The following is a 23015-nucleotide window of genomic DNA, read 5'->3' on the forward strand; positions in this document are numbered from 1 at the left end:
GGCACCTGTGATAAAAATATCGCTCTCGCTTCTGGAGCCGATCATGGACCTCGCCACCTTGTCCCTTTTTCTCCCGGCCTGCTTCGCCCTGAACATGGCACCGGGTCCGAACAACCTGCTGTCGGTCAGCAATTCGACGCGTTACGGGTACCGCACCGCGTGTGTGGCCGGGATCGGTCGACTGCTGGCATTCGCCGGGATGATCGCACTCGCCTCAGCGGGTCTGGCGGTGGTGTTGCAAACGTCGGAATTGTTGTTCTACGGGATCAAGATTGTCGGCGCGGCGTACCTGTTCTACCTCGCCTGGCAATTGTGGCGCGCGGATCCGGGGGCTGAAAACGTTGTGACTGGCGCGCCGGCGGGGATGCTGACATTGGCGCGGCAGGAGTTCCTGGTGGCCGCCGGCAACCCGAAGGCGATCCTGATTTTCACTGCATTCCTGCCGCAGTTTGTCGACCCGAACCGGGCCGTGACGCCGCAATTTGCGGTGCTGGGTGCGCTGTTCCTGATCCTGGAATGGATCGCCATCGGCGCCTACGCCTACATGGGCCTGCACATGCGCCGCTGGTTTGCGAAACCTCGGGGCAAGCGGATTTTCAATCGCTGCTGTGCGGGGTTGCTGTCGGCGGCGGCTTCGGTGTTGCTGATGGCACGCCGTGGTTGAAGTGTTTCACGCCTGGTGATTTGTCTGCTCCAGGCCGACAGCGAACACTCGAAAAACGGATTCATTCATTTCAGGTCCATCGCGCATCCAGGCATTCAAGCTCCCGGTAACGTCCTTCGCCACGGCTTCAAACCGAGCATTTCCAAAAGCCGAACAAGGACTGCGCGCCTGACCTCCCGTCCCGAATAGCCATAACACCCCTCGCGTTGCATCAGCACACTGGCTAGAATGTTCGCTTCAAAATATTTCAGAATTGATCCGACCTATGGTCATAGCGCCACAACCCCACCGAGTCTAGCCTCTCGGCGGGTGATTTAACGGCAATTTGGCCGCCAACAGTGAGATTCCGGAACTTTGTCAATGCCAGGTTAACCAGCTGCATTATCGTTTTGATTGGCTCTCGCTTTTAGTCGATGGAACCAGCCTGAACTGAAAAGTTCTGCTTCAGGCCCTCGCTCAAGGCGGTCTCCCCTTACTAACACGGAAGTAATCAAGGTAATAGAAATGATTTTTAATAAAAATAGCGCAACAATTGCAGTTGCAGCGCTTACCGCTATTTGCCTGATACAAGAACACGGTTTTGTTTTTTATCTGGGTGTCGCCGGGATTTGCTCACTCATCATCCTGGCGGCGTTTTCGCCCTGGCTGGGAATGCTCGCGTTATTCCCCCTGCTGTTCTCTCTGCCCCCGGCACCTGCCACCATCGGAATCACCGAACTTTCGTTCGCCCTGCTACTGGGCGTCATCTTTGTGGGTGTACTGGTAAAACTTTCACGATCTGCGAACAAGGCGGCACTCAAGTATTTCGGCTTGGCATTACTTGTCGGATTGTTTGTATTGGCAGTCAACCTGTTCGTCGCGGTAAAAAACGACGTGCCGTTGGTCGACTGGGTGCGCGGCGCAATTCCGTTTCTCTTCATTTATAACTTTTTGTCTGTCGCGATACTCGTAGGCAACGATGAGAGCAGGATACGTTGGCTCGGCGGGTCCATTGCCACACTCATATTCCTGTTCTCCGGCTATATTATTTTTTACTATTTTTACTACGACATCTGGCTACCCTACTGGCTGGTGATAGTAGACGACAAGGTCGTCAGAATGTCCGAAACTGCTGCCCTGCAATATTCCGAGGCCCTTGGCCCGATGCGCGACAGGGTGACGATGGTGGTGGCGCAGGCAACGGATGCCTTGTTGCCCGTCGGGGTCGTGTTGGGCGTCGTCCTGGCGACCCTGGCTCGCCGCAAAAGTGTCGTCGCAATCGGTTTTTTGATGGCCTTGACCTGCCTGTTCGCCGTACTGATCACCTTCACCCGAAGCATGTTGATGAGTTCGCTGCTCATCGCCTTTGTGTTTACCGCTTTTATATTCATGTTCCGCAAGGAAATGCGGCTTAAAGTCGTGAAAATTGGAGCAGCGTTAGGCGTAGCTGGCGTGGTCTTCATGTTCGCCACTGGCATGCAAGACATATGGATCGGGCGAATGAACCAACTGACAGAAATAAAAACTGGCAACCTGAAGGAGTTCTACAGTAAAGACCCTGTCTTGAAAGAAAAACTGGACTTTAACGTTTCGTCCAGACTGGTAGAGTACAAAATTGCCTGGAACATGTTTGTCAGCCATCCCGTATTAGGCAACGGCCTGGGTATCAAGCACGAAATGCAGTGGGAGACCGTTGAGAATGAGCGGCAAACCAAATGGGTTGCTTATGTGCACAACTGGGTTTTTTATATTTTGATGGTCGGCGGCATCGCTGGCTTCCTTGTTTATTCGGTCGTACTGATCGGGCCGCTGTTTTTCAGGTTGTCCTGGGTCAAGTCTGAGTCGACGCACTGGACCATTATCCGTGCGGCCGTACTGACCATGACTGTCTATGGTGCTTTCTTCGCTGTCTTCCGGCTCATCACCTTCAATCTTTTGATTTCCGTTATCTGGGGACTCATATTTGCCCAGATACTTGCCGATCGCCGCAAAAGCCAGTCCTCTATCAAGGAAGAGGTGGCTTTGTAAAAAAGCGGTCAGGTCAACGTTTTTCGAGTCCACGGCATTGAAAACCGCGACGCCCTTAATCCTGGGCGTCGCCGGGCCGCGATAATAGTGTCTCCCCCCTCGCCTCGCCTTGCTCCTCCTCCGCTTACCACCTGCCCAGGGTTTTGATAGCTGCTCCGCGGTTTCAGACACTGGCGCTTGATACAGGGAAAGCGGAGTACCCATTTCAGGAACTTTCCTACATTCAGCAACTGAGTGTGTCGGTATCTTCTTCTGCCCGCGCCCTGATTCCCGGGCTCCCAAGAATGCCTGAAAGGACTCCTCATGATTTATTCAGCCTGCCGGACAACAGCGACGCCTGCCCAGTCTTTGGTCAAGGTCCGATTCATAAGCACAGAACAGACAGCACGCATGAATGTGCAATTCAATTGTGCTGACCGGCTGAGTTAAACGCACCGATCGATTCGTTGCAAGTTGAATCATGGACAGGGGCGATTTGGTCATATCAAACCGCTTCAAGCCATCCTAAAGACGCTCTCCTGAGGGAGAGTGACTCATGGTATTGAACACTATGACCCGCATTAAAAATAGCGCTGCAATAATTATTGCAGCGCTGACTGCTATTGGCCTGACACAAGAAAACGACACTATTCTTTTTATGGCCGCTGCCGGCATGACCTCAGTTATCATCATGGCGGCTTTTTCTCCATGGCTAGGGCTACTGACACTATTCCCACTTGCATTTGCGCTACCTCCAGCCCCCACTACAATTGGCTTGCAAGAATTTTCATTTGCGCTTCTTTTAGTTGTCATTACGACAGGCACTTTTATTGAGTGCCTACGCGCCCCCATCGCCCGCCCCCTCTTGAAACTTTGGGGGCTTACATTACTGGCAGTCTCGACTGCAATAACGATAAATCTGACAGTAGCGCTGAACAACAACATCCCGCTCAGGGACTGGATCAGGGGAATTATTCCTTTTCTTTTCATATTGAATTTTTTACCTGTTGCGGTATTGACCGGCAAAGACGAAAACCGGATTCGCTGGATTGGAATTTCAATCGCAACGTCAATATTCATGCTCGCGGGTTTTATTATTTTTTATTATTTTCACAACGACATATGGCGGCCTTATTGGCTTCTTTCGGTCGATGACCAGGCGCTCAGAATCCCGGAAGCCGTTGCAAGTGAATACGCCGACGCCATTGGCCCCATGCGCGACAGAATAACCATGTCGATCGCACAGGCCACCGACGCCCTCCTGCCTGTCGGGCTCGTCATCGGTGTAACCCTGGCCACACTGGCGCAGCCAAAGGCCGCAGCGACGACTGGTTTACTGATGGCCCTGTCCTGCATGATCGCAATACTTATCACGTTTACCAGAAGCATGTTACTGAGCTCGTTACTGGCGATGTTTATATTCCTGGTTTACCTCATCGTTTACCGCAAAGAGGTGCTGCCGAAATTTATTACAACCCTCACGGCGCTCGGCGCGGCGGGCTTGATATTCATTTACTCTACGGGCATCCAGGATATCTGGATTGGCCGGATGAGCCAATTGATCGCCCTGCCAACCTCAGAACTCAACAACACGTCTGTTGACACCATTGTCGAGCCCGATGCACTTATTTCGACAACAGCACTTTCCACCCCCGAACAAAACATATCGAAAGAGACATCACCGAACGGCACCAGTACAGTTGAAGCGCTGCCCGCACCCGATAACTATCACTCCATTCAACCGGAAGCATCTTCAGACAATAAAACAACAAAAGACTTCAACATCTCTGCGCGCATGGATGAATATAAAATCGCATGGGAAATGTTTGTACCTCGCCCGATAATGGGTGATGGATTGGGAGTCAAACACGAAATGCGCTGGGAAACCGCTGACAACGTTTCGGAAGCCAAACAAGTGGCCTACGTGCACAACTGGCCATTCTATATATTGATGGTCGGGGGATTAAGCGGCTTATTAGTGTATTCGGCCTTACTTTTTGGCCCTGTCATTTTCAAACTGTCATCGATCAGATCAGAGCCCATACACTGGACACTCATACGTATGGCTATCCTGACCATGGCGATATACGGAGCTTTTTTTGCAGTGTTCAGGCTCATCACGTTCAATCTTTTATTAGCGGTCATATGGGGAATCATCGTTAGCCAGGTTCTAATCGACCGTCAGAAGAACAAGTCCGAAGTCGAGAACACGTAGCGCCCGACTGCTCACTGGAATTCTCTGTCGATTTTCCGGTGGAGGTGCCGAGCGCCGCGTCTTATGCTCATGCCATGAACTTACAAGACACTTTGCTCCCTCCCCATGCCGAGATGGTCCGCGCCATGCTCGAACGCGACACCGCGTACGAGGGAGTGTTTTTTACCGCGGTCAAAACCACCGGGATCTTTTGCCGCCCCAGCTGCACGGCGCGCAAGCCGAAACCGGAGAATGTCGAGTTCTTTGCCCATGCGGATGAGTGCCTGTCCGCCGGTTATCGAGCCTGCCTGCGATGCAAACCGCTGGACGCTGCCGCCATTGCCCCGGACTGGGTGCAAAGGCTACTCAAGTCGGTGGACGCCGCCCCCGAGCGGCGCTGGACCGATGTGCAACTGGTGGCCGAGGGCATTGAACCGCTGAAACTGCGCCGCTGGTTCAAACAGCATTTCGGCATGACCTTTCACGCATGGCTGCGTACCCGGCGCCTCGGCATGGCACTGGGCGGGATCAGACAAGGCGATTCCATTGACAGCGCGGCGTTCGATTCGGGGTACGAATCGCTGAGTGGATTTCGCGATGCGTTTCAAAAATCCTTTCACATCACGCCCGGCCGCGCGGCCCACAGCGAGCCCCTGTTGTTCACACGCCTGACCACCCCGCTGGGGCCGATGATCGCCATGGCCGAACGGCGTGGGCTGGTGCTGCTGGAGTTTCTGGATCGGCCGGCGCTGACCCGCGAAGTCGAGGCCTTGCAGAACCGTTACGGCTACGCAGTGGCGCCCGGTCACAACGCTCACCTGCAGCAAATCGAAGACGAGCTGACGCAATATTTCGCCGGCAAGCTGACCGAATTCAAGGTGCCCCTGCACCTGCCCGGTAGCGAGTTCTCCCGGCAAGTCTGGGCCGAACTGGCGAAAATCCCATACGGCCAGACCAGCACCTACGGCACCATCGCCGCGCGGCTGGGCAAGCCCGGCGCCAGTCGCGCCGTGGGCCTGGCCAACGGGCACAACCGCCTTTCGATTGTATTGCCCTGCCACCGAGTGATCGGTGCAGATGGATCGCTGACGGGCTATGGTGGAGGACAACCGCGCAAGGCGTTTCTGCTCAGGCTGGAAAAAGCGGCGGTGCAGATCACCCATCAACTCGCGTTCTGATCACTCGGTGTTTTCATAAGGAAGGAAATCCATGGATACGCTCGACCAATCATTCCACAGGCTGCATCAGGACGGCCTGCTGATTCTCACCAACGTTGCCGATGCCGCCGGGGCCCGCATCGTTGAACAACTGGGCTGCAAAGCCGTGGCCACCAGCAGCGCGGCAGTTGCCTGGGCGCACGGTTACGCAGACGGCAACACCCTGCCGCTCGAACGCCTGGTATCGAGCATCGAGGCCATCGCCCGAGTGATTTCGCTGCCGTTGACCGTGGACATCGAAGCCGGCTATTCCGATGACGTGGCGCAGGTCGCCGAAGTGGTTGAGGCGGTGCTCGCCGCTGGCGCTGTCGGGATCAACATCGAGGACGGTGCTTCTCCGCCCGAGCTGCTGGCGCGCAAGATCGCCATCGCACGCCAGGTCGCTGAACGCCGTCAGGTGAAGTTGTTCATCAACGCCCGCACCGACGTGTACCTCAAGGCCTTGGTGCCGGCCGAAGACCGCGTCGCGGAAACACTGAAACGCGCCGCGCTGTACCAAGCGGCCGGCGCGGATGGACTGTTCGCGGCAGGCGTTTCGGCGGAGTACGAGATTGCCGCGCTGTGCCGTGGCACCACGCTGCCGGTTAACGTACTCGCGGTGCCGGGGTTACCCGCCCCTGAGACGTTGAAAGCGTTGGGTGTACGGCGTTTGAGCGCGGGCTCCGCAATCGCCGAGTTTCTGTACGGCGCGATGGCCGGCCTGGCCAAGGGGTTTCTGGAGACCGGAAAACTCGACAGCAGCCAGCTCAAGGCCTTCACGTACGGGGAAGTGAACGCCCTGCTGAAATCCGTCGGAAACACTTGATCCTCATGCCCGATCCCTATCAGCCCGCGACCCGTTTTCTGGCGTCCATTGACGACGATTGGGCGCGCCATATCGCGACCATCGGCCCTTGCCTGCATCAGCCTCATGCGGCTCGCGACCCGTATGAGTCGCTGGTGCGGGCTATTGCCTATCAGCAACTGCACGCCAGGGCCGGTGATGCGATTGTCGGACGGCTGCTGGCGTTGTTTCCTTCAGCCTCGTTTCCGCGGCCCGAACAGATTCTGGCGAGCGGGTTTGATCAACTGCGCAGTTGCGGCTTTTCCGCCGGCAAAATCGCGACCATTCAGGGCATCGCTCAAGCAGCGCTGGACGGCGTGGTGCCGGACTATGCGACGGCGCTGGCCATGGACGATGAGGCGTTGATCGAGCAGTTGATTACCTTGCGCGGCGTTGGGCGCTGGACCGTGGAGATGCTGCTGATCTACAGCCTGGAGCGCCCGGACATCCTGCCGGCGGATGACTTTGGGGTGCGTGAGGGCTATCGGCGGTTGAAGGGCCTGGAGGTGCAGCCGACGCGCAAACAGATGGTCGAGATCGGCTTGAAGTGGAGTCCTTATCGGACGGTAGCGTCCTGGTATTTGTGGCGGGTGCCAGCCAAATAGTCCGCATTATTGTTCTTTGCCGCCAAGCCGGCCTCGCTCCTACAGGGATTTTGTGAACGCTGGAGATCCCCTGTGGGAGCGAGCCTGCTCGCGATGGCGCCAGCCCATTCAACACATCACTCAAATCCAGTCACAACCCGGATTTCAACCGACTGAACGCCCGAATCAACGCCCGGTTGAACGCCTTGCCATTGTCATTCTTGCTATACAACGAAGCCCTTACCTGCGCCGACGGATACGTCCCCGGATCATTACGAATCGCCGGGTCGATCAAGTCATCCGCCGCCGTGATCGCATTGGCGTAGTGAATGGTGTCGGTGATTGGCGCAATTACCTCCGGTGTCATGAGGTAATCCATCAACGCCAGCCCGGCCTCGGGATGCGGCGCATCCTTGGGAATGACCATGGCGTCGAACCAGATCAACGTACCTTCCTTCGGTATCCTGTAGGTCAACGTGAACGGTTTTTTCGCGGCTTCTGCCTGGCCCGCCGCAATGGCCACGTTGCCATTCCACGACATCGCCACGCAGGTGTTGCCATTGGCCAGGTCGCTGATGTTCAGGTCATTGTCGAAGTAACGGATGTACGGCCGGACCTTCGCCAGTTGCTGCTCGGCCAACTTCAGGTCATCGAGGTTCTGGCGGTTGATGTCCAGCCCCATGTACTTCATCACCGCGGCGAACACCTCGTTGGGATCGTTGAGCAAACTCACGCCGCAATCGGCAAATTTCGAGACCACCGCCGGATCGAACAGCATCGCCCAACTGTCCGTTGGCGCCTCCGGCAGGCGCTTTTTGACGGCCTCTTCCTGATACCCCACACCGGTCGTGCCCCAGGCATAAATTCCGGCGTAACGATTACCCGGATCGAACACCGCCATGTGCTGGCGGAACTCGTCACCGACGCCGGCAAAGTGCGGCAACCGCTGCAGGTTCAAGGTTTGAATGGCACCGCTCTGGATCGCCCTGGACAAATGCTGCCCCGCCGTCAGCACCAGGTCATAACCACTGCGACCGGTGAGCAGTTTGGTCTCGACGGTTTCCAGGGAATCAAAATGATCGGCGATCACATGGATGCCGGTCTTTTTCTCGAAATTGGTCAGGGTATCCGGGGCCAGGTATTCGCCCCAGATGTACAGGTTCACCACCGGTCTGGGGCTGTCGGCGGCCTGCACACACAAGGGTGCAAGCACCAGCAATAACGCTTGAGTCAGTTTGTGCAGGCCCATGATTACACTCCTTTACCCGCGTATTGAGGCATGGTGATGCACGCGACGTTACCGCCGCCGAGCAGGATTTCCCGGGAATTTTCGATACCGACGATCTTGTGCTGTGGGAACAGCTCAGCCAGTGTCGCCAGTGCCACCTGATCGTTACGATCACCAAACAACGGCACCACAATCGAGGTGTTGCCGGCGTAGTAGTTGATATACGACGCGCAGATTTTGGTGCCGGCCTGACGGGTGTGGGTGCTGTCTTGCTGGTCCAGACCTTCGGCTTCTTCTGCAGTCCATTCCAGCACGTCGGGTTGTGGCAGTTTGTGAACGATCAACTCGCGGCCACGGCTGTCACGGGTGCTGCGCAGGACGTCGTAGGCTTCCTGATAGATTTCCCATTGCGGGTCATCGCGGTTGTCGGTCCATTGCAGCACCACTTCACCGGGACGCACGAAGCACGCGAGATCGTCGACGTGACCGTCGGTTTCGTCGAACTTGCAACCGCGCGGCAACCAGATGACTTGCTCGGCGCCGAGGTAGTCCGTCAACCGCCGGGTGACTTCTTCCTTGCCCAGGTGCTGGTTTCGATTGCGGTTGAGCAGGCATTGTTCGGTGGTCAGGATGCTGCCCTGGCCATCGCTCTGGATGCCGCCGAGCTCGGCGATCAGCGGTGCGCGGTAGCGGTCGAAACGCTCGATTTCGAGGATCTTGCCGGCGATCTGGTCGTCCTTGTCCCACGGGTAGTACAAGCCGCCATCGAGGCCGCCGTACGCGTTGAACTCGAAGTCGACGCCGCGTACCTCGCCGCTGGCGTCATTCACCACAAAGCACGGACCGCTGTCCCGGAACCAAGTGTCGTTGCAGGTCATTTCCACCACACGAACTTGCGGCGGCAACTGACGGCGTGCCGTGGCGAATTGCGCGGCGGAGGCACACACGGTGACCGGTTCACTTTGAGAGATGGCGGTGACGATCTGCACCCAGACTTTCTGCGCCGGCTTGGCCCCGTTGCGCCAGACATCGGTGCGCTCCGGCCAGCCGAGCCAGCAACCGGCCTTGGTTTCGAATTCGCCGGGCAGGCGGAAGCCGTCTTGTTTTGGGGTGGTGTCGAGCGAACGTGCCATGGTCAAACCTCGTTGACGGGGATTGGAATGACCACAGGCTAAGGTCGTCGGCGCCCTCCTCGCCAACGATGATTATTGCGGAATACTTGAATTAAACTCATCAATCGAGCAGCTGATCGTTGAACCATTCGAGCATCTGCGCCACAGCCGGACGCTCCAGGCGCACTCGTTCACACACCAACGCGTATTGGCCCAGCGCGGTCATGCTTGAGGTAAACGGCCGGACCAGTCGACCGCTGAGCAAGTCTTCCTGCGCCGTGAGGTTATCGCCCATGGCCACGCCCTGTCCTTGGGCCGCGGCTTCCAGCGCCAGGCCGGCATGGGCGAAATACAACTGTCGTTCAGGGCGTTGATCGCCGGCATGACTGGTGAGCCACGCGGTCCAGGTCTTGCCGTCCTGATCGTCGTGCAGCAGGCAATGGCGCGCCAGGTCCTTCGGGGTTTTCAAGGCGCCCTGGTTGAACAGGCCGGGGCTGCACACCGGGAAAAACTGCAATGCCGGCAACGGCCGAACAAAGTACGCGCTGCTGTCCACCGGGCCGGTGCCATAGGTGATCGCAAGGTCGATGTCTTCCCCCGGCACGGTGGCGTCGATGGGCTGTTCGTAGAGGTGCAAGGTGATGTGCGGATAGCGCGCGTAGAAATCCGTGAGGCGACGCATCAACCACTTTTGCGCCAGCTCGGCCGTCACCGCCAGGCGCAACACCGCCAGCGACGACGGATCGCGCAGTTCATCGCAGGCTTCACCAATCAGTTCGAAGGCTTGCTGCAGGCTTTGCATCAGGCGCCCGGCGGCCATGGTCGGACGGATTTGCCGGCCTTCGCGGATGAACAGCGACACGCCCAGTTGCTCTTCGAGCTGGCGGATCTGATGGCTGACGGCGCTGTCGGTGACGCACAGCTCTGCGGCGGCCCGGCCGAAGTGGGCGTGGCGGGCGGCGCATTCGAAGGTTTTGAGGGCTGCAAGGGAAGGTAGTCGGCGCATGGGTCGGTTCCCGATTCGAGGTGCTCATGCTGACTTGGCGGGCGGTGGGCGTCCAGTGGGACCGTGTTTTCGTTTATCGCCAGCAGGCTAGCTCCCACATTGGATCTCCAGTGTTCAGGAGACCACTGTGGGAGCTAGCCTGCTAGCGATGAGGCCTGAATATTCACCACCAAGCCACCCGCCCATCACCCTTCTTTATCCACCATGACATCCCCCAAAACCCGGCGCATGTTGATGCCTCAACCGGAGGGATTCGCCATGCTTGATGCACTCAAAAAGATCAATTCAACGTCCGCCTTCAACCGCTGGGCCGGTTTCGAGGTCACCCGCACCGAGCCGGGCGAGGTGGAACTGACCCTGGCTTTTCGCGAGGCGGACATGGCGCAATACGCAGGCTTTCTGCATGCCGGCCTGATTGGCGCGCTGCTCGATACCGCCTGTGGGTTTGCGGCCGGAACGGTCGCTGGCAATGTCCTGGCATCACATTTTTCGGTGAATTGCCTTGCACCCGCCGTCGGTGAAGTGTTCATTGCGCGCGGCCAGGTGGTGAAGTCTGGCAAGAAGCAGGTGTTTGCCCGTGCCGAACTGTTCGCACAAACAGGGGATCAGTTGAAGCTGGTGGCAACCGGCGATGCGATCCTGGTGCCGATCCAGCAATGAACCACCGGTTTTCGAGGCGGTCAGGGAAGTAACAGCCAATCATTTGGAGGTTCTGCCATGCGACTCGAAGGCTCCTGCCACTGCGGCGCCGTGTCGTTCAGTCTGACCAGCGCCCACCCCTACCCTTACCAACGTTGCTATTGCTCGATCTGTCGCAAGACCCAGGGCGGTGGCGGTTACTCGGTCAACATCGCGGGCGATGCCGCCAGCCTCAAGGTGCGCGGTCGCAAATCCATCGCGATCTATCACGCACGACTCAAGGACGAAGATGACAAGCGCGCACACCGCAGCACGGCAGAGCGGCACTTCTGCTCGATGTGTGGCTCGGGCTTGTGGCTGTTCAGCCCTGAATGGCCGGAACTGATTCACCCGTTCGCCTCGGCCATTGATACGGCGTTGCCGGTGCCACCCGAGTACACGCACGTGATGCTCGATTCGAAAGCGCCGTGGGTGGAGGTTGCGGCGCATGCCGGTGATCGGCAGTGCGAGATCTGGCCCGAAGAGTCCATCGCACAGTGGCACGAGCGACTGGGTCTGGCTCGCTAATCAAAACTTCGATTTTTTTCACACGGCAGTTCCCCTTTGCGTTTTTCGTTCGGTTAACCCTCAGAAGCCTTTCACTTACCGATCGATTCGATACAAAGGGATCTCCATGTCGCACCCAATTGCTGCGCGTTTTCGTTTTGCCCTGTGCCCCTTGGCGCTGGCCCTTCCGGCCGCTCTGCTGAGCCTTGCCTCCACCGCCCATGCCGCCGAAACAGCCACCGGCAAAACGGCAGCCAAGGACGATGGCGTGCTGCAACTGGGTGCAACGAACATCAATGGTGTCGCCTTGGGCGCGACCACCGAGGACACCCATTCCTACACCACCGGCTCAACGTCTTCGGCCACCGGCCTGCCGTTGTCGCTGCGTGAAACACCGCAATCGGTCACGGTGATTACCCGCCAGCAAATGGACGATCGCGGGGTGCAAAGCATCAGCGATGCGTTACGTAACACCCCCGGTGTTTCGACGCAGAAATACGACAGCGACCGTACCGAGTTTTCCGCCCGCGGCTTTGCCATCACCAACTTCCAGTACGACGGGGTCAACCAGCCGTACGACGGTGTTTATGGTGAAAACCCGAACAACAGCGACGACTCCGCCAGCCTCGACCGCATCGAGGTCGTCAAGGGCGCGACCGGCCTGATGACCGGCGCTGGCGACCCGTCCGCCACCGTCAACCTGATCCGCAAGAAGCCGACCAAAGAGTTCAAGGCCTCGATCAGCGGCACCGTCGGTTCGTGGGACAGCTACCGCACCACCGGCGATATTTCCGGCTCGCTGACTGACTCGGGCAACGTGCGCGGGCGCTTTGTCGGCGTGTACCAGGACAAGGATTCCTACATTGACCACTACAGCCAAAAGAAAGACCTGTACTACGGCATCCTCGAAGCCGACCTGACCGACGATACCCTGCTGACGTTCGGCATCGACAAGTCCAGCGCCACGCCTCGCGGCAGTTCCTGGACCGGCAACCCGACGTATTTCTCCGACGGTGGCCGTACCGACTTTTCGCGCAGCTTCAACCCGGCGGCCGACTGGAGCCGCCGCGATTTCGACGAAACCACCTACTTTGCCTCGCTGGAACAAGCGCTGGCCAACGACTGGAAATTCAAGGCCAGCCTCAGCGAGAAAACCACCGAACACGACACCCAACTGGCCTCGGCCAGCGGCGGCAATCCGAACCGCGATACCGGCGACGGCATGTTCCTCTTCTGGGGTCGCTGGGAAGGTCATCGCGTGCAGGACACCGCCGACGTGAACGTCTCCGGCCCCTTCTCCCTGGGCGGTCGCGAGCATGACCTGGTAGCCGGCGTCATGGCGTCCCACTCCCGACAGACCGGTTCCACCTACGACACCAGCGCCTTCGAAATGGTCCCGGGGAGCATCTACGACTGGGACGGCCATCTGCCGAAACAGGAGTTCCTGGCCAACGGCAAATACGAACGCACCCAGAGCCAGAACGGTGTGTACCTCGCCACTCGCCTGCGCCCGACCGATGATCTGTCGGTCATCCTCGGCAGCCGTCTGAGCACCTTCAAGTACAACGAAGACTACCGCTACAACGCGGATTCACCGCTGGACGACACCCAAGCGAGCTACAAGGAACACGGCGTCGTCACGCCTTACGCCGGCGTGGTCTATGACCTGAACGACGTGTACTCGGTATACGCCAGCTACACCTCGATCTATCAGCCACAGACCAACAAGGATGCCAGTGGCATGACCCTGGCACCGGTTGAAGGCGTCAGCTACGAAACCGGTCTGAAAGCCGCTTACCTCGATGGCCGGCTGAATGCCAGCCTGGCGTTGTTCCGCATCGAGCAGGACGGCGTCGCCGAGCAGACCGGCACCAACGCAATCACCAACGAAGGCATCTACAAAGCCGTCGACGGCACCACCACCAAAGGTGTGGAACTGGAACTGGCCGGCGAACTGGCCGATGGCTGGAACCTGATGGCCGGTTACACCTACGCACGCACCCGTGATAAAGACGAGCAGCGCATCTTCGGTTACCCGTTGTCCACCAGCAAACCCGAGCACGTTGTGCGCACGTTCACTACCTATCGCCTGCCTGGCGCCCTGGACAAAGTGACCGTTGGCGGCGGCATCAGCTGGCAGAGCGCTTTCTACGGAAAAATCTACAGCGCTCCCGCTGGCGACTACACCCGGATCAAACAGGGCGGCTACACCCTCGTGGACCTGATGACCCGTTACCAGTACAACGAGCACCTGAGTTTCACCGCCAACGCCAACAACATCTTCGACAAGAAGTACCTGACCGGCCTGGGCAACTTCGACACGACGTTCTACGGCGAGCCGCGCAACCTGATGCTGACCACCAAGTGGGACTTCTAAGCTGAACCCGTGGCGAGGGATTTACGCCCTCGCCACAGGCGACTAGCTGCTCGCCAACCCCCGTTCACAGTCTTTGACAGTTTTGCGACAAAGCTGCCAAAGATTGCCGGGCGGCACCCGCCTAGCATGGGCGCATCCACTATCACCCAGGGTGCTCCCATGTTTCGTTCGCTGTATTTGCCGTTGACCTCTTTTTGCCTGCTTCTCCCCTCCACCTCCTTGTATGCCGAAGACTGGCACTACAGCCTGCGCGCCGGTGCTGCCAGTGCGCCGCGTTACAGCGGCAGTGATGAACGCGTGGTGGCGCCGCTGCTGGGCGGCGAAATCGTCAGCCCTTATGGTTTCTTTCTCGACACGCAAAAAGGTCTTGGCTGGGCGTTTGACGAAGACGATTTCGGCCTCAGCGTCTACGTCGGCGCAAGTGATGTGCGCAAGGACCGTAAAAGCGGTTTCAAGGGCTCGGATGAGCTCAACGGCATGGGCTCGATCAAGTCGCGTCCCGTGCTGGGGCTGGACGGGACCTATCACATGGGGCCGATCATTCTCGGCGCCAGTTATGAACATGCGCTTGAAGAAGACGAGGACGAACACGACACCGGCTCAGCCTGGAACCGATTGAAACTGAGCATCAGCGCGCCGTTTTATGAAGGTGACTACGGCAAGGTCGTCGGCAGCCTGAACAGTCAGTTCGGCGACAGCAATTACATGCGCACCTGGTATGGCGTGAGCAGCGCTCAGGCGTCGCGCAGCAAGTTCAAGGCGTATGACACCAAAGGTGGCCTGGTGAGTCGGGGGGCGGATCTGACCTGGTCGCTGCCGATCAACGATGAATGGAGTTTTACCACGGTGCTGGCGGTGCAGTACCTGGGTGGTAAAGCGGCGGACAGCCCGATTGTCGAGCGTCGGATGCAGACTTCGGTGGCTGGGCAGGTCGTTTACAGCTTTTGATTTGAGGGTGTTGCTGGTGACGCCATCGCTGGCAAGCCAGCTCCTACAGGGTACGCGTACAAATTGTAGGAGCTGGCTTGCCGGCGATGGCGTCGGCCGCAGCGCCGCACCTAATCCTGATGCACCCAGGTCATGCGAAACGACGCCCCGCCCCACGGCGAATCCGCCACTTGCACTTGCCCGCCATGGGACTGCGACACCCGCCGCACCAAGGCCAGGCCCAGGCCGAAGCCACCCGTGCGGCGATCTCGACTGGCGTCCAGGCGCGAGAACGGTTCGAAGATTTTCTCCCGCCCGTCCACCGGCACGCCCGGCCCGTCGTCGTTGACCTGGACTTCGTAATGATCACCGGTGCGCACCAACGACACCTCCACTCGCTCTTCGGCATAGCGAATGGCATTGCGCAGCAGGTTGATCACCGCGCGCGCCATGAAGCGCGGCTCGATGCGCACCTCATCGACCCGACACTCGACAATCAGCAGTTGCACCCCGGCCGCTTCGGCTTCCAGCGCCACGCTGCCGACCACGCTGTCGAGCCAACTGTTGGCCTGAATATTCTCCCGGGTAATGACCGTGGCGCCGCGCTCAAGGCTGGCGTAGGTCAGCAGTTCCGAGACCATTTCTTCCAGCTCGCCGAGGTCGGCGTACATGTCGGCAATCAGTTCGCGACGCTGGCTCGGATCGGATTGTTGCTTGAGCTGATCGAGTTCGAACGACAGCCGGGCAATCGGCGTGCGCAATTCATGGGATACCGCGTTGGTCAGCTCACGCTGATTGGCGATCAGGCCTTCGATACGCGCAGCCATCAGGTTGAAATGCTCGGACAGGTCGCGAATGTTCGAGCGCTTGGACAGCAGGATCCGCGACGACAGGTTGTTGTCGCCAAAGCGTTCGGCGGCGAGGCGCAGTTTCTCCAGATCTCGCCAGTGTGGCCGCACCCAGAAAAACAACACGAAACCGATCATCACCGCGATCATCAGATAGGCCGTGGCAATGTAGAACGGCATCAGACTCGGCTCGGCCGGCAGCTTGATGCTCAGCAACTGCGAACCGTCGTCAATGCGCGAGATGAACTGCGTGTACTTGTCACGCAGCACCAGCAGGCCTTGGGCCAACTCGGCTTTTTCCTGATCGGTCAGGGCCAGTTGATCCGTTTCGACCAGGCTCAGGCCCAAACCGTAGTGAGGGCGCACGGTTTCCAATTGGCGTTCCCGCGCCGGACCGTCCAGGCCGCGCAACTGCTCCACCAGCGACCAGGCCTGACCTCGCACCGCCTCGCGGTTGTAGCTCTGCATTTGACCGGCGAGCAGCGCATCAAACGTGCGCTCGACGGTTTGCAACCCCAATACCAGGCCAACCGTCATCATCACAAACAGACCGAGAAATAACCGCAGCATTTACAGCTCCCACGCGAACGGATTGAACAGGTAACCCTTGCCCCAGATGGTCTTGATGCAGACCGGCTCACGCGGGTTGTCCTTGAGCTTGCCGCGCAACTTACTGATGTAGACGTCGACGCTGCGGTTGAGACCGTCGAAGGCGATCCCGCGCATGCGGTTGAGGATGTCGTCGCGGGACAAAATCTTGCCCGCCGCACTGGCCAGCAACCACAGCAATTCGAATTCCATGGTAGTCAGCTCGATGCCCTCACCCGCCAGGCGCACTTCGCGACAGCTGCGGTCGATGCTCAGATGGCCGAATTCCAGCGAGCTGCAGACTGTGCTGTCCGGTGTTTGCCGGCGTTGCAACGCACGCAGACGGGCCAGCAATACCGGCGGCTTGATCGGCTTGATCACGTAGTCGTCGGCGCCGGATTCCAGGCCGAGGATGTGATCGAGGTCGTCTTCCTTGGCGGTGAGAATGACGATCGGCGTATCGGACACGCTGCGAATTTCGCGACACACGTGCAGGCCACTCTGGCCCGGCAGCATCAGGTCGAGTACAACGATTTTCGGCTTGAAGTCGAGGAACGCGGCCAACGCGAGATCGCCGCGATGCACCTGTAACACCTCAAAGCCATGTTGGGACAGGAAGTGCGCGATCAGCCCGGCAAGCCTTTCGTCGTCTTCCACCAGCAGAACTTTGCCAAAACCCAGGTTATCCATAACGAACGCGTGCCAACTCTTGTGTGAAGTGGGCGGCATTATGGCGTCAATCAGCGTCGGGGCGGCGATTGCAGGCAGCAAAAACCGGCCTCTGGGGCCGGTTTTCAGTGATCTTTCATACTCTTAAGAGTTTTTAACAATTCCATACCAAAATCGACATTTGTAGGAGCCGGCTTGCCGGCGATGGCAATCTCAGGGCCGCCATCGCCGGCAAGCCGGGCTCCTACAGGTCATGCGGCGGCTGGGACACCGCTGTGGAAGCGGAACTCCACGTCCGGCGATTCGATCAGTTCCTGCTCGGCAGCGCGGACCCGCTCGATCACCTGAGCGATGTCCTTGGCGTCACCGTACTGGTAGGCCAGTTTCAGGTAACCCTGGAAGTGCCGCGCCTCACTTTTCAGCAGACCGAAGTAGAACTTGCCGAGTTCTTCGTCCAGGTGCGGCACCAGCGCCTCGAACCGCTCGCAGCTGCGGGCTTCGATAAACGCACCGACTACCAGGGTATCGACCAGCTTGACCGGTTCATGGCTGCGCACTACTTTGCGCAAGCCAGAGGCGTACCGCCCGGCGGACAGCTGGCGCAGCTCGATCTTGCGCTTCTTCATCAGGCGCATGACTTGTTCGTGGTGCACCAGCTCTTCCCGGGCGAGCCGCGACATCAGGTTGATCAGATCGACGTGGGAGTGATACTTGGCGATCAGGCTCAATGCCGTGCTGGCCGCCTTGAATTCGCAGTTCTTGTGATCGATCAGCAAGGTTTCCTGATCGGCCAGCGCGGCCTGGACCCAGCCGTCAGGGGTGCGGCAACCGAGGAACTCGTGAATTTCGGGAAGGATCATGGGGCTCACGGACAAAAGGTTCAAAACGAAGGGCGCCGATTATACCGGCCCGCCGCCAGACCACCAGCCACGACCGTTGATATGCATCAAGTCCCGGATGCGCGACCAGCAACTATAGTTGTGCAACGCCATGCTTTTTTTATCTGGAGATCCCGATCATGCAAGCCATTCGCAGCATTCTGGTGGTCATCGAACCCGAACACTCGGAAAGCCTGGCGCTTAAACGGGCCAAGCTGATTGCCGGGGTAACCCAGGCTCACCTGCATCTGCTGGTGTGCGACCGCAAGCATGACCATAGCGGCATGCTTGGCGTGCTCAAGGCAGCACTGCTCGCGGATGGCTACAGCGTGACCACCGAGCAGGCGTGGAACGAAAGCCTGCACGAAACCATCGTCGATGTGCAGCAAGCCGAAGGTTGCGGGCTGGTGATCAAGCAGCATTACCCCGACAGCTCATTGAAAAAAGCCCTGCTGACCCCGGCGGACTGGAAACTGCTGCGCTCCTGCCCGACGCCGGTACTGCTGGTGAAAACCTCGAAACCCTGGGCAGGCGGTGTGGTCCTGGCGGCGATTGATGTCGGCAATACCGATGACGAACACCGTCACCTGCACAACATCATCATCGATCACGGTTATGACATCGCCAGCCTGGCCAAGGCGCATCTGCATGTGGTTAGCGCCCACCCTTCACCGATGCTGTCGGCGGCGGACCCTACACTGCAGCTCAGCGAAACCATCGAGGCGCGTTACCGCGAACAGTGCATAGCGTTTCAAGCCGAGTTCGACATCGACAACGAGCACCTGCATATCGCGGAAGGTCCGGCGGATGTGCTGATTCCGTACATGGCCCACACCTTGGGCGCATCGGTGACCGTGATTGGCACGGTGGCGCGGTCCGGGATATCCGGCGCGTTGATCGGCAATACGGCGGAGGTGGTGCTGGATGCGGTGGAAAGCGATGTGCTGGTGTTGAAGCCGCAGGAGATTGAGGATCATCTGGAAGAGATGGTGTCTCATCATTGAGATGTGTGGTGTCGGTCAGATCGCCATCGCCAGCAAGCTGGCTCCTACAAGGGGTACGCGGTTACCTGTAGGAGCCGGCTTGCCGGCGATGCTCTTCAAATTCAACCGCCGAACGCATCCTTGAGGAACCCGGGCGCGATGTAACGCTGGTAATGCGCCTCGGAGAGCAAAAAGAACTCCCGATCAATCGCATCCCGCAGCTCCGGCAGGTTCCAGTCGCGAAACTCCGGCATCAACACCATCCCGTAGGCTTCCAGATTGTTGATCACCCGCGCGCCTCGGGCGATCAATTGATAAGCCCAGCAATACTCCGATTGATGCGGCACGAAGCGAATCTTGCGCTGTTCCAGTTGCAGACGCAGGCGCTGGGGATCGAAAACCTCCAGTTTGCTGGCCATCACCTGGGACAACAGTTGCTCCAGCCGCAGCCATACCGCGCGTTTTTCCTCCTCGTTGTAACCGTTCCAGTTGATCACTTCATGGTGGAAACGCTTGCAGCCACGGCAGACCAAGTCACCGTAAACAGTGGAGCAAAGGCCGACGCAGGGGGTCTTGATGGTCTGATTGGGCATAGGTCAACAAAGCACGGGAAAGCAGAACAGGCGGGCATGTTAGCCCTTTGTCTAACATTCATCACCCCTCAAAGTTGAGAGCCCAACTTACCTTTAAATTTTTTTTGCCGTAGAATCAGCCAGCCTTTTAAGGCGCCAATGTCCGTTAGAAGCTGTTTTCAAAGCGTCACGAGCACAGTCGTTCCTTCAGAGCGGTGTTGGCGAAGGGTTTTTCCAGCGGGGAAAAGCCCAACGCCAACCCTCATCAGCTCCCCGTTCTGCAGGCGTAAAACTTTGAAAGCAGCTTCTGTAAGGAATTGTCGGTAATTCTGGCTAAGTGGCCCACAACGCCACGCAGCGCATGAGTACGGCAATTTCGGGATGAGCGTCCCGGACACCCATTTGGGACCACTGATGAGGGTAATAACTGTGCTTGAAGCCTACCGCAAACATATCGAAGAGCGTGCAGCACTGGGTATCGTTCCCCAGCCGCTTAACGCCGAACAAACTGCAGGCCTGGTTGAGCTGCTGAAGAATCCCCCGGCTGGCGAAGAAGCTTTCCTCGTTGACCTGATCACCAATCGCATTCCGCCTGGCGTGGACGAAGCGGCCTATGTAAAGGCAGGTTTCCTGTCTGCCCTGGCCAAAGGCGAAGCCACTTCCCCTCTGATCGACAAGAAACGCGCTGTAGAACTGCTCGGCACCATGCAGGGCGGCTACAACATCGTGACCCTGGTTGACCTGCTCGATAACGCCGAACTGGCTGCTGTCGCTGCCGCTCAGCTCAAGCACACCCTGCTGATGTTCGATGCGTTCCACGACGTCGCGGAAAAAGCCCGCAACGGCAACGAACACGCCAAAGGCGTGATCCAGTCCTGGGCTGACGGCGAGTGGTTCCGCAACCGCCCTGTCCTGGCCGACAAGATCAGCCTGCGCGTGTTCAAGGTCACCGGCGAAACCAACACCGACGACCTGTCCCCTGCTCCGGACGCCTGGTCCCGCCCGGACATCCCGCTGCACGCCCTCGCCATGTTGAAAATGGCCCGTGAAGGCATCGTGCCTGACGTCCAGGGTGTTACCGGCCCGATGAAGCAGATCGAAGAAATGCGCGGTCAAGGCTTCCCTATCGCCTACGTCGGTGACGTGGTCGGTACCGGTTCTTCGCGTAAATCCGCCACCAACTCGGTGCTGTGGTTCTTCGGCGACGACGTTCCTTACGTACCGAACAAGCGTGCTGGCGGTTTCTGCTTCGGCAGCAAAATCGCTCCGATCTTCTACAACACCATGGAAGATGCCGGCGCACTGCCGATCGAATTCGACGTTACCAACATGAACATGGGCGACGTGATCGACCTGTACCCGCATGCTGGCAAAGTCTGCAAACACGGCACCGACGAAGTCCTGACCACCTTCGAAATGAAGACCCCGGTCCTGTTGGACGAAGTACGTGCCGGTGGCCGTATTCCGCTGATCATCGGTCGCGGTCTGACCGACAAGGCTCGTGCTGAACTGGGCCTGGGCCCTACCGATCTGTTCAAACTGCCTGAAGCACCTGTCGACACCGGCAAGGGCTACACCCTGGCACAGAAAATGGTCGGCAAGGCGTGCGGTCTGCCAGAAGGCAAAGGCGTTCGTCCTGGCACCTACTGCGAACCAAAAATGACCACCGTCGGCTCTCAGGACACCACCGGTCCGATGACCCGTGACGAACTGAAAGACCTGGCGTGCCTGGGCTTCTCGACCGATCTGGTAATGCAGTCCTTCTGCCACACCGCGGCTTACCCTAAGCCGATCGACGTGACCACCCACCACACCCTGCCAGACTTCATCATGACCCGCGGCGGCGTTTCCCTGCGTCCGGGCGACGGCATCATCCACAGCTGGCTGAACCGTATGCTGCTGCCGGACACCGTCGGTACCGGTGGTGACTCGCACACCCGTTTCCCGATGGGCATTTCGTTCCCGGCCGGTTCCGGTCTGGTAGCGTTCGCCGCCGCCACTGGCGTTATGCCGCTGGACATGCCGGAATCGATCCTGGTGCGCTTCAAAGGCAAAATGCAACCGGGCGTCACCCTGCGTGACCTGGTTCACGCCATTCCTTACTTCGCGATTCAGGCTGGGCTGCTGACCGTCGAGAAGAAAGGCAAGAAGAACGCCTTCTCCGGCCGCATCCTGGAAATCGAAGGCCTGGACAACCTGAGCATCGAACAGGCTTTCGAGCTGTCCGACGCCTCGGCTGAACGTTCGGCTGCCGGTTGCACCATCAAGCTGTCGAAAGAGTCGATCACCGAGTACCTGAACTCCAACATCACCCTGCTGCGCTGGATGATCGGCGAAGGCTACGGCGATGCACGTACTCTGGAACGTCGCGCTCAAGCGATGGAAGCCTGGGTTGCCAACCCAGAGTTGATGGTTGCCGATGCTGACGCCGAATACGCTGAAGTCATCGAAATCGACCTGGCCGACATCAAAGAGCCTGTGCTCTGCGCGCCGAACGATCCGGACGACGCCCGTCTGCTGTCCAGCGTTGCTGGCGAGAAGATCGACGAAGTGTTCATCGGTTCGTGCATGACCAACATCGGTCACTTCCGCGCTGCCGGTAAACTGCTGGATCAGGTCAAGGGTCAGCTGCCAACCCGTCTGTGGCTGTCGCCGCCGACCAAGATGGACGCTCACCAACTGACCGAAGAAGGCTACTACGGCATCTACGGCAAAGCTGGCGCACGCATGGAAATGCCGGGCTGCTCGCTGTGCATGGGTAACCAGGCACGTGTAGAGCCGAACTCGACTGTTGTGTCGACTTCGACCCGTAACTTCCCGAACCGTCTGGGTGACGGCGCGAACGTCTACCTGGCTTCGGCCGAGCTGGCGTCCGTTGCGTCCATCCTGGGTCGCCTGCCGACCGTCGAGGAGTACATGGAATACGCTGGCAAGATCGACAGCATGGCGGCTGATGTTTACCGCTACCTGTCCTTCGACCAGATCGCCGAGTTCCGTGAAGTTGCTGCGAACGCCAATATCCCGGTCGTTCAAGCCTAACGTTACAACGCTGTAAAAAACGCCGCCCATCGTGAGATGAGCGGCGTTTTTTTATGCCCGAAAGGATTGCACCAATCCCCTGTGGGAGCGAGCCTGCTCGCGATAGCGGTGGGTCAGTTAATACCTCCCTTGACT

The 23015-nt window shown here is 58.5% G+C and carries 19 protein-coding genes; 12 read left to right on the top strand and 7 right to left on the bottom strand.

Annotated features, from left to right (window positions below):
- Nucleotides 1-43: 43 nt before the first annotated feature.
- The 6 genes from IB254_RS04270 (at nucleotide 44) to IB254_RS04295 (ending at nucleotide 7489) form a co-directional block, all read left to right on the top strand.
- Entirely contained in the window at nucleotides 44-664 is a 621-nt protein-coding gene (locus IB254_RS04270; protein WP_192416521.1) for a LysE family translocator, read from the top strand.
- 504 nt (nucleotides 665-1168) lie between these two features.
- Nucleotides 1169-2671, top strand: coding sequence for an O-antigen ligase family protein (locus IB254_RS04275; RefSeq protein ID WP_192416522.1), 1503 nt, complete (start codon nucleotides 1169-1171; stop codon nucleotides 2669-2671).
- A gap of 550 nt (nucleotides 2672-3221) precedes the next feature.
- Nucleotides 3222-4865, top strand: a complete 1644-nt coding sequence (locus IB254_RS04280) for an O-antigen ligase family protein (RefSeq protein WP_225602237.1) — start codon at nucleotides 3222-3224, stop codon at nucleotides 4863-4865.
- Between the two features lie 74 nt (nucleotides 4866-4939).
- Complete coding sequence (locus tag IB254_RS04285) at nucleotides 4940-6022, top strand: bifunctional transcriptional activator/DNA repair enzyme AdaA (protein ID WP_192416524.1); 1083 nt, start codon at nucleotides 4940-4942, stop codon at nucleotides 6020-6022.
- A 31-nt stretch (nucleotides 6023-6053) separates the two neighbouring features.
- The gene (locus IB254_RS04290; protein WP_192416525.1) at nucleotides 6054-6866 is read left to right on the top strand and encodes an isocitrate lyase/PEP mutase family protein; all 813 of its coding nucleotides are present in this window, start codon (nucleotides 6054-6056) and stop codon (nucleotides 6864-6866) included.
- Between the two features lie 5 nt (nucleotides 6867-6871).
- On the top strand, nucleotides 6872-7489 hold the full coding sequence (locus IB254_RS04295; protein WP_192416526.1) for a DNA-3-methyladenine glycosylase family protein: 618 nt from the start codon (nucleotides 6872-6874) through the stop codon (nucleotides 7487-7489).
- A 130-nt stretch (nucleotides 7490-7619) separates the two neighbouring features.
- On the opposite strand, the gene IB254_RS04300 is transcribed toward IB254_RS04295, so the two are convergent.
- The 3 genes from IB254_RS04300 to IB254_RS04310 form a co-directional block, all read right to left on the bottom strand.
- Nucleotides 7620-8717 (bottom strand): extracellular solute-binding protein, encoded by a 1098-nt coding sequence (locus IB254_RS04300; RefSeq protein WP_192416527.1) that lies wholly within the window; start codon nucleotides 8715-8717, stop codon nucleotides 7620-7622.
- A gap of 2 nt (nucleotides 8718-8719) precedes the next feature.
- Entirely contained in the window at nucleotides 8720-9829 is a 1110-nt protein-coding gene (aguA, locus tag IB254_RS04305) for an agmatine deiminase (RefSeq protein WP_192416528.1), read from the bottom strand.
- 100 nt (nucleotides 9830-9929) lie between these two features.
- Nucleotides 9930-10814 carry a LysR substrate-binding domain-containing protein gene (locus IB254_RS04310; protein WP_192416529.1) on the bottom strand — a complete coding sequence of 295 codons (885 nt, stop codon included), beginning with the start codon at nucleotides 10812-10814 and terminating at the stop codon, nucleotides 9930-9932.
- 258 nt (nucleotides 10815-11072) lie between these two features.
- On the opposite strand from IB254_RS04310, the gene IB254_RS04315 reads away from it, so the two are divergent.
- The 4 genes from IB254_RS04315 (at nucleotide 11073) to IB254_RS04330 (ending at nucleotide 15324) form a co-directional block, all read left to right on the top strand.
- The gene (locus tag IB254_RS04315) at nucleotides 11073-11474 is read left to right on the top strand and encodes a PaaI family thioesterase (protein ID WP_008028682.1); all 402 of its coding nucleotides are present in this window, start codon (nucleotides 11073-11075) and stop codon (nucleotides 11472-11474) included.
- A 57-nt stretch (nucleotides 11475-11531) separates the two neighbouring features.
- Complete coding sequence (locus IB254_RS04320) at nucleotides 11532-12020, top strand: GFA family protein (protein ID WP_192416530.1); 489 nt, start codon at nucleotides 11532-11534, stop codon at nucleotides 12018-12020.
- A gap of 106 nt (nucleotides 12021-12126) precedes the next feature.
- Nucleotides 12127-14376 (top strand): TonB-dependent siderophore receptor, encoded by a 2250-nt coding sequence (locus IB254_RS04325; protein WP_192416531.1) that lies wholly within the window; start codon nucleotides 12127-12129, stop codon nucleotides 14374-14376.
- Between the two features lie 159 nt (nucleotides 14377-14535).
- Entirely contained in the window at nucleotides 14536-15324 is a 789-nt protein-coding gene (locus tag IB254_RS04330; protein ID WP_192416532.1) for a MipA/OmpV family protein, read from the top strand.
- Nucleotides 15325-15434: 110 nt separating this feature from the next.
- Here the strand turns inward: IB254_RS04330 and IB254_RS04335 are convergent, their stop codons facing one another.
- From IB254_RS04335 to IB254_RS04345, 3 genes are all read right to left on the bottom strand, one after another.
- Nucleotides 15435-16721, bottom strand: coding sequence for an ATP-binding protein (locus IB254_RS04335; protein ID WP_192416533.1), 1287 nt, complete (start codon nucleotides 16719-16721; stop codon nucleotides 15435-15437).
- Nucleotides 16722-17429: a winged helix-turn-helix domain-containing protein gene (locus tag IB254_RS04340; RefSeq protein WP_032828732.1), complete on the bottom strand. Its 708-nt coding sequence runs from the start codon at nucleotides 17427-17429 to the stop codon at nucleotides 16722-16724.
- Nucleotides 17430-17659: 230 nt separating this feature from the next.
- Complete coding sequence (locus tag IB254_RS04345) at nucleotides 17660-18268, bottom strand: tRNA-(ms[2]io[6]A)-hydroxylase (RefSeq protein WP_008028695.1); 609 nt, start codon at nucleotides 18266-18268, stop codon at nucleotides 17660-17662.
- A 158-nt stretch (nucleotides 18269-18426) separates the two neighbouring features.
- Between IB254_RS04345 and IB254_RS04350 the strand changes: the two genes are divergently transcribed.
- A complete protein-coding gene (locus IB254_RS04350) occupies nucleotides 18427-19290 on the top strand; it encodes a universal stress protein (protein ID WP_192416534.1) in 864 nt (287 codons plus the stop codon).
- A 101-nt stretch (nucleotides 19291-19391) separates the two neighbouring features.
- On the opposite strand, the gene IB254_RS04355 is transcribed toward IB254_RS04350, so the two are convergent.
- Nucleotides 19392-19862: a DUF1289 domain-containing protein gene (locus IB254_RS04355; RefSeq protein ID WP_008028699.1), complete on the bottom strand. Its 471-nt coding sequence runs from the start codon at nucleotides 19860-19862 to the stop codon at nucleotides 19392-19394.
- A gap of 408 nt (nucleotides 19863-20270) precedes the next feature.
- Here IB254_RS04355 and acnB point away from each other — a divergent pair, with 408 nt between their 5' ends.
- Nucleotides 20271-22880: a bifunctional aconitate hydratase 2/2-methylisocitrate dehydratase gene (gene acnB / locus IB254_RS04360; protein WP_032832425.1), complete on the top strand. Its 2610-nt coding sequence runs from the start codon at nucleotides 20271-20273 to the stop codon at nucleotides 22878-22880.
- Nucleotides 22881-23015 lie beyond the last annotated feature (135 nt).

Origin of the sequence: Pseudomonas sp. PDM03 (assembly GCF_014852385.1) — a bacterium.
GTDB lineage: Bacteria > Pseudomonadota > Gammaproteobacteria > Pseudomonadales > Pseudomonadaceae > Aquipseudomonas > Aquipseudomonas migulae.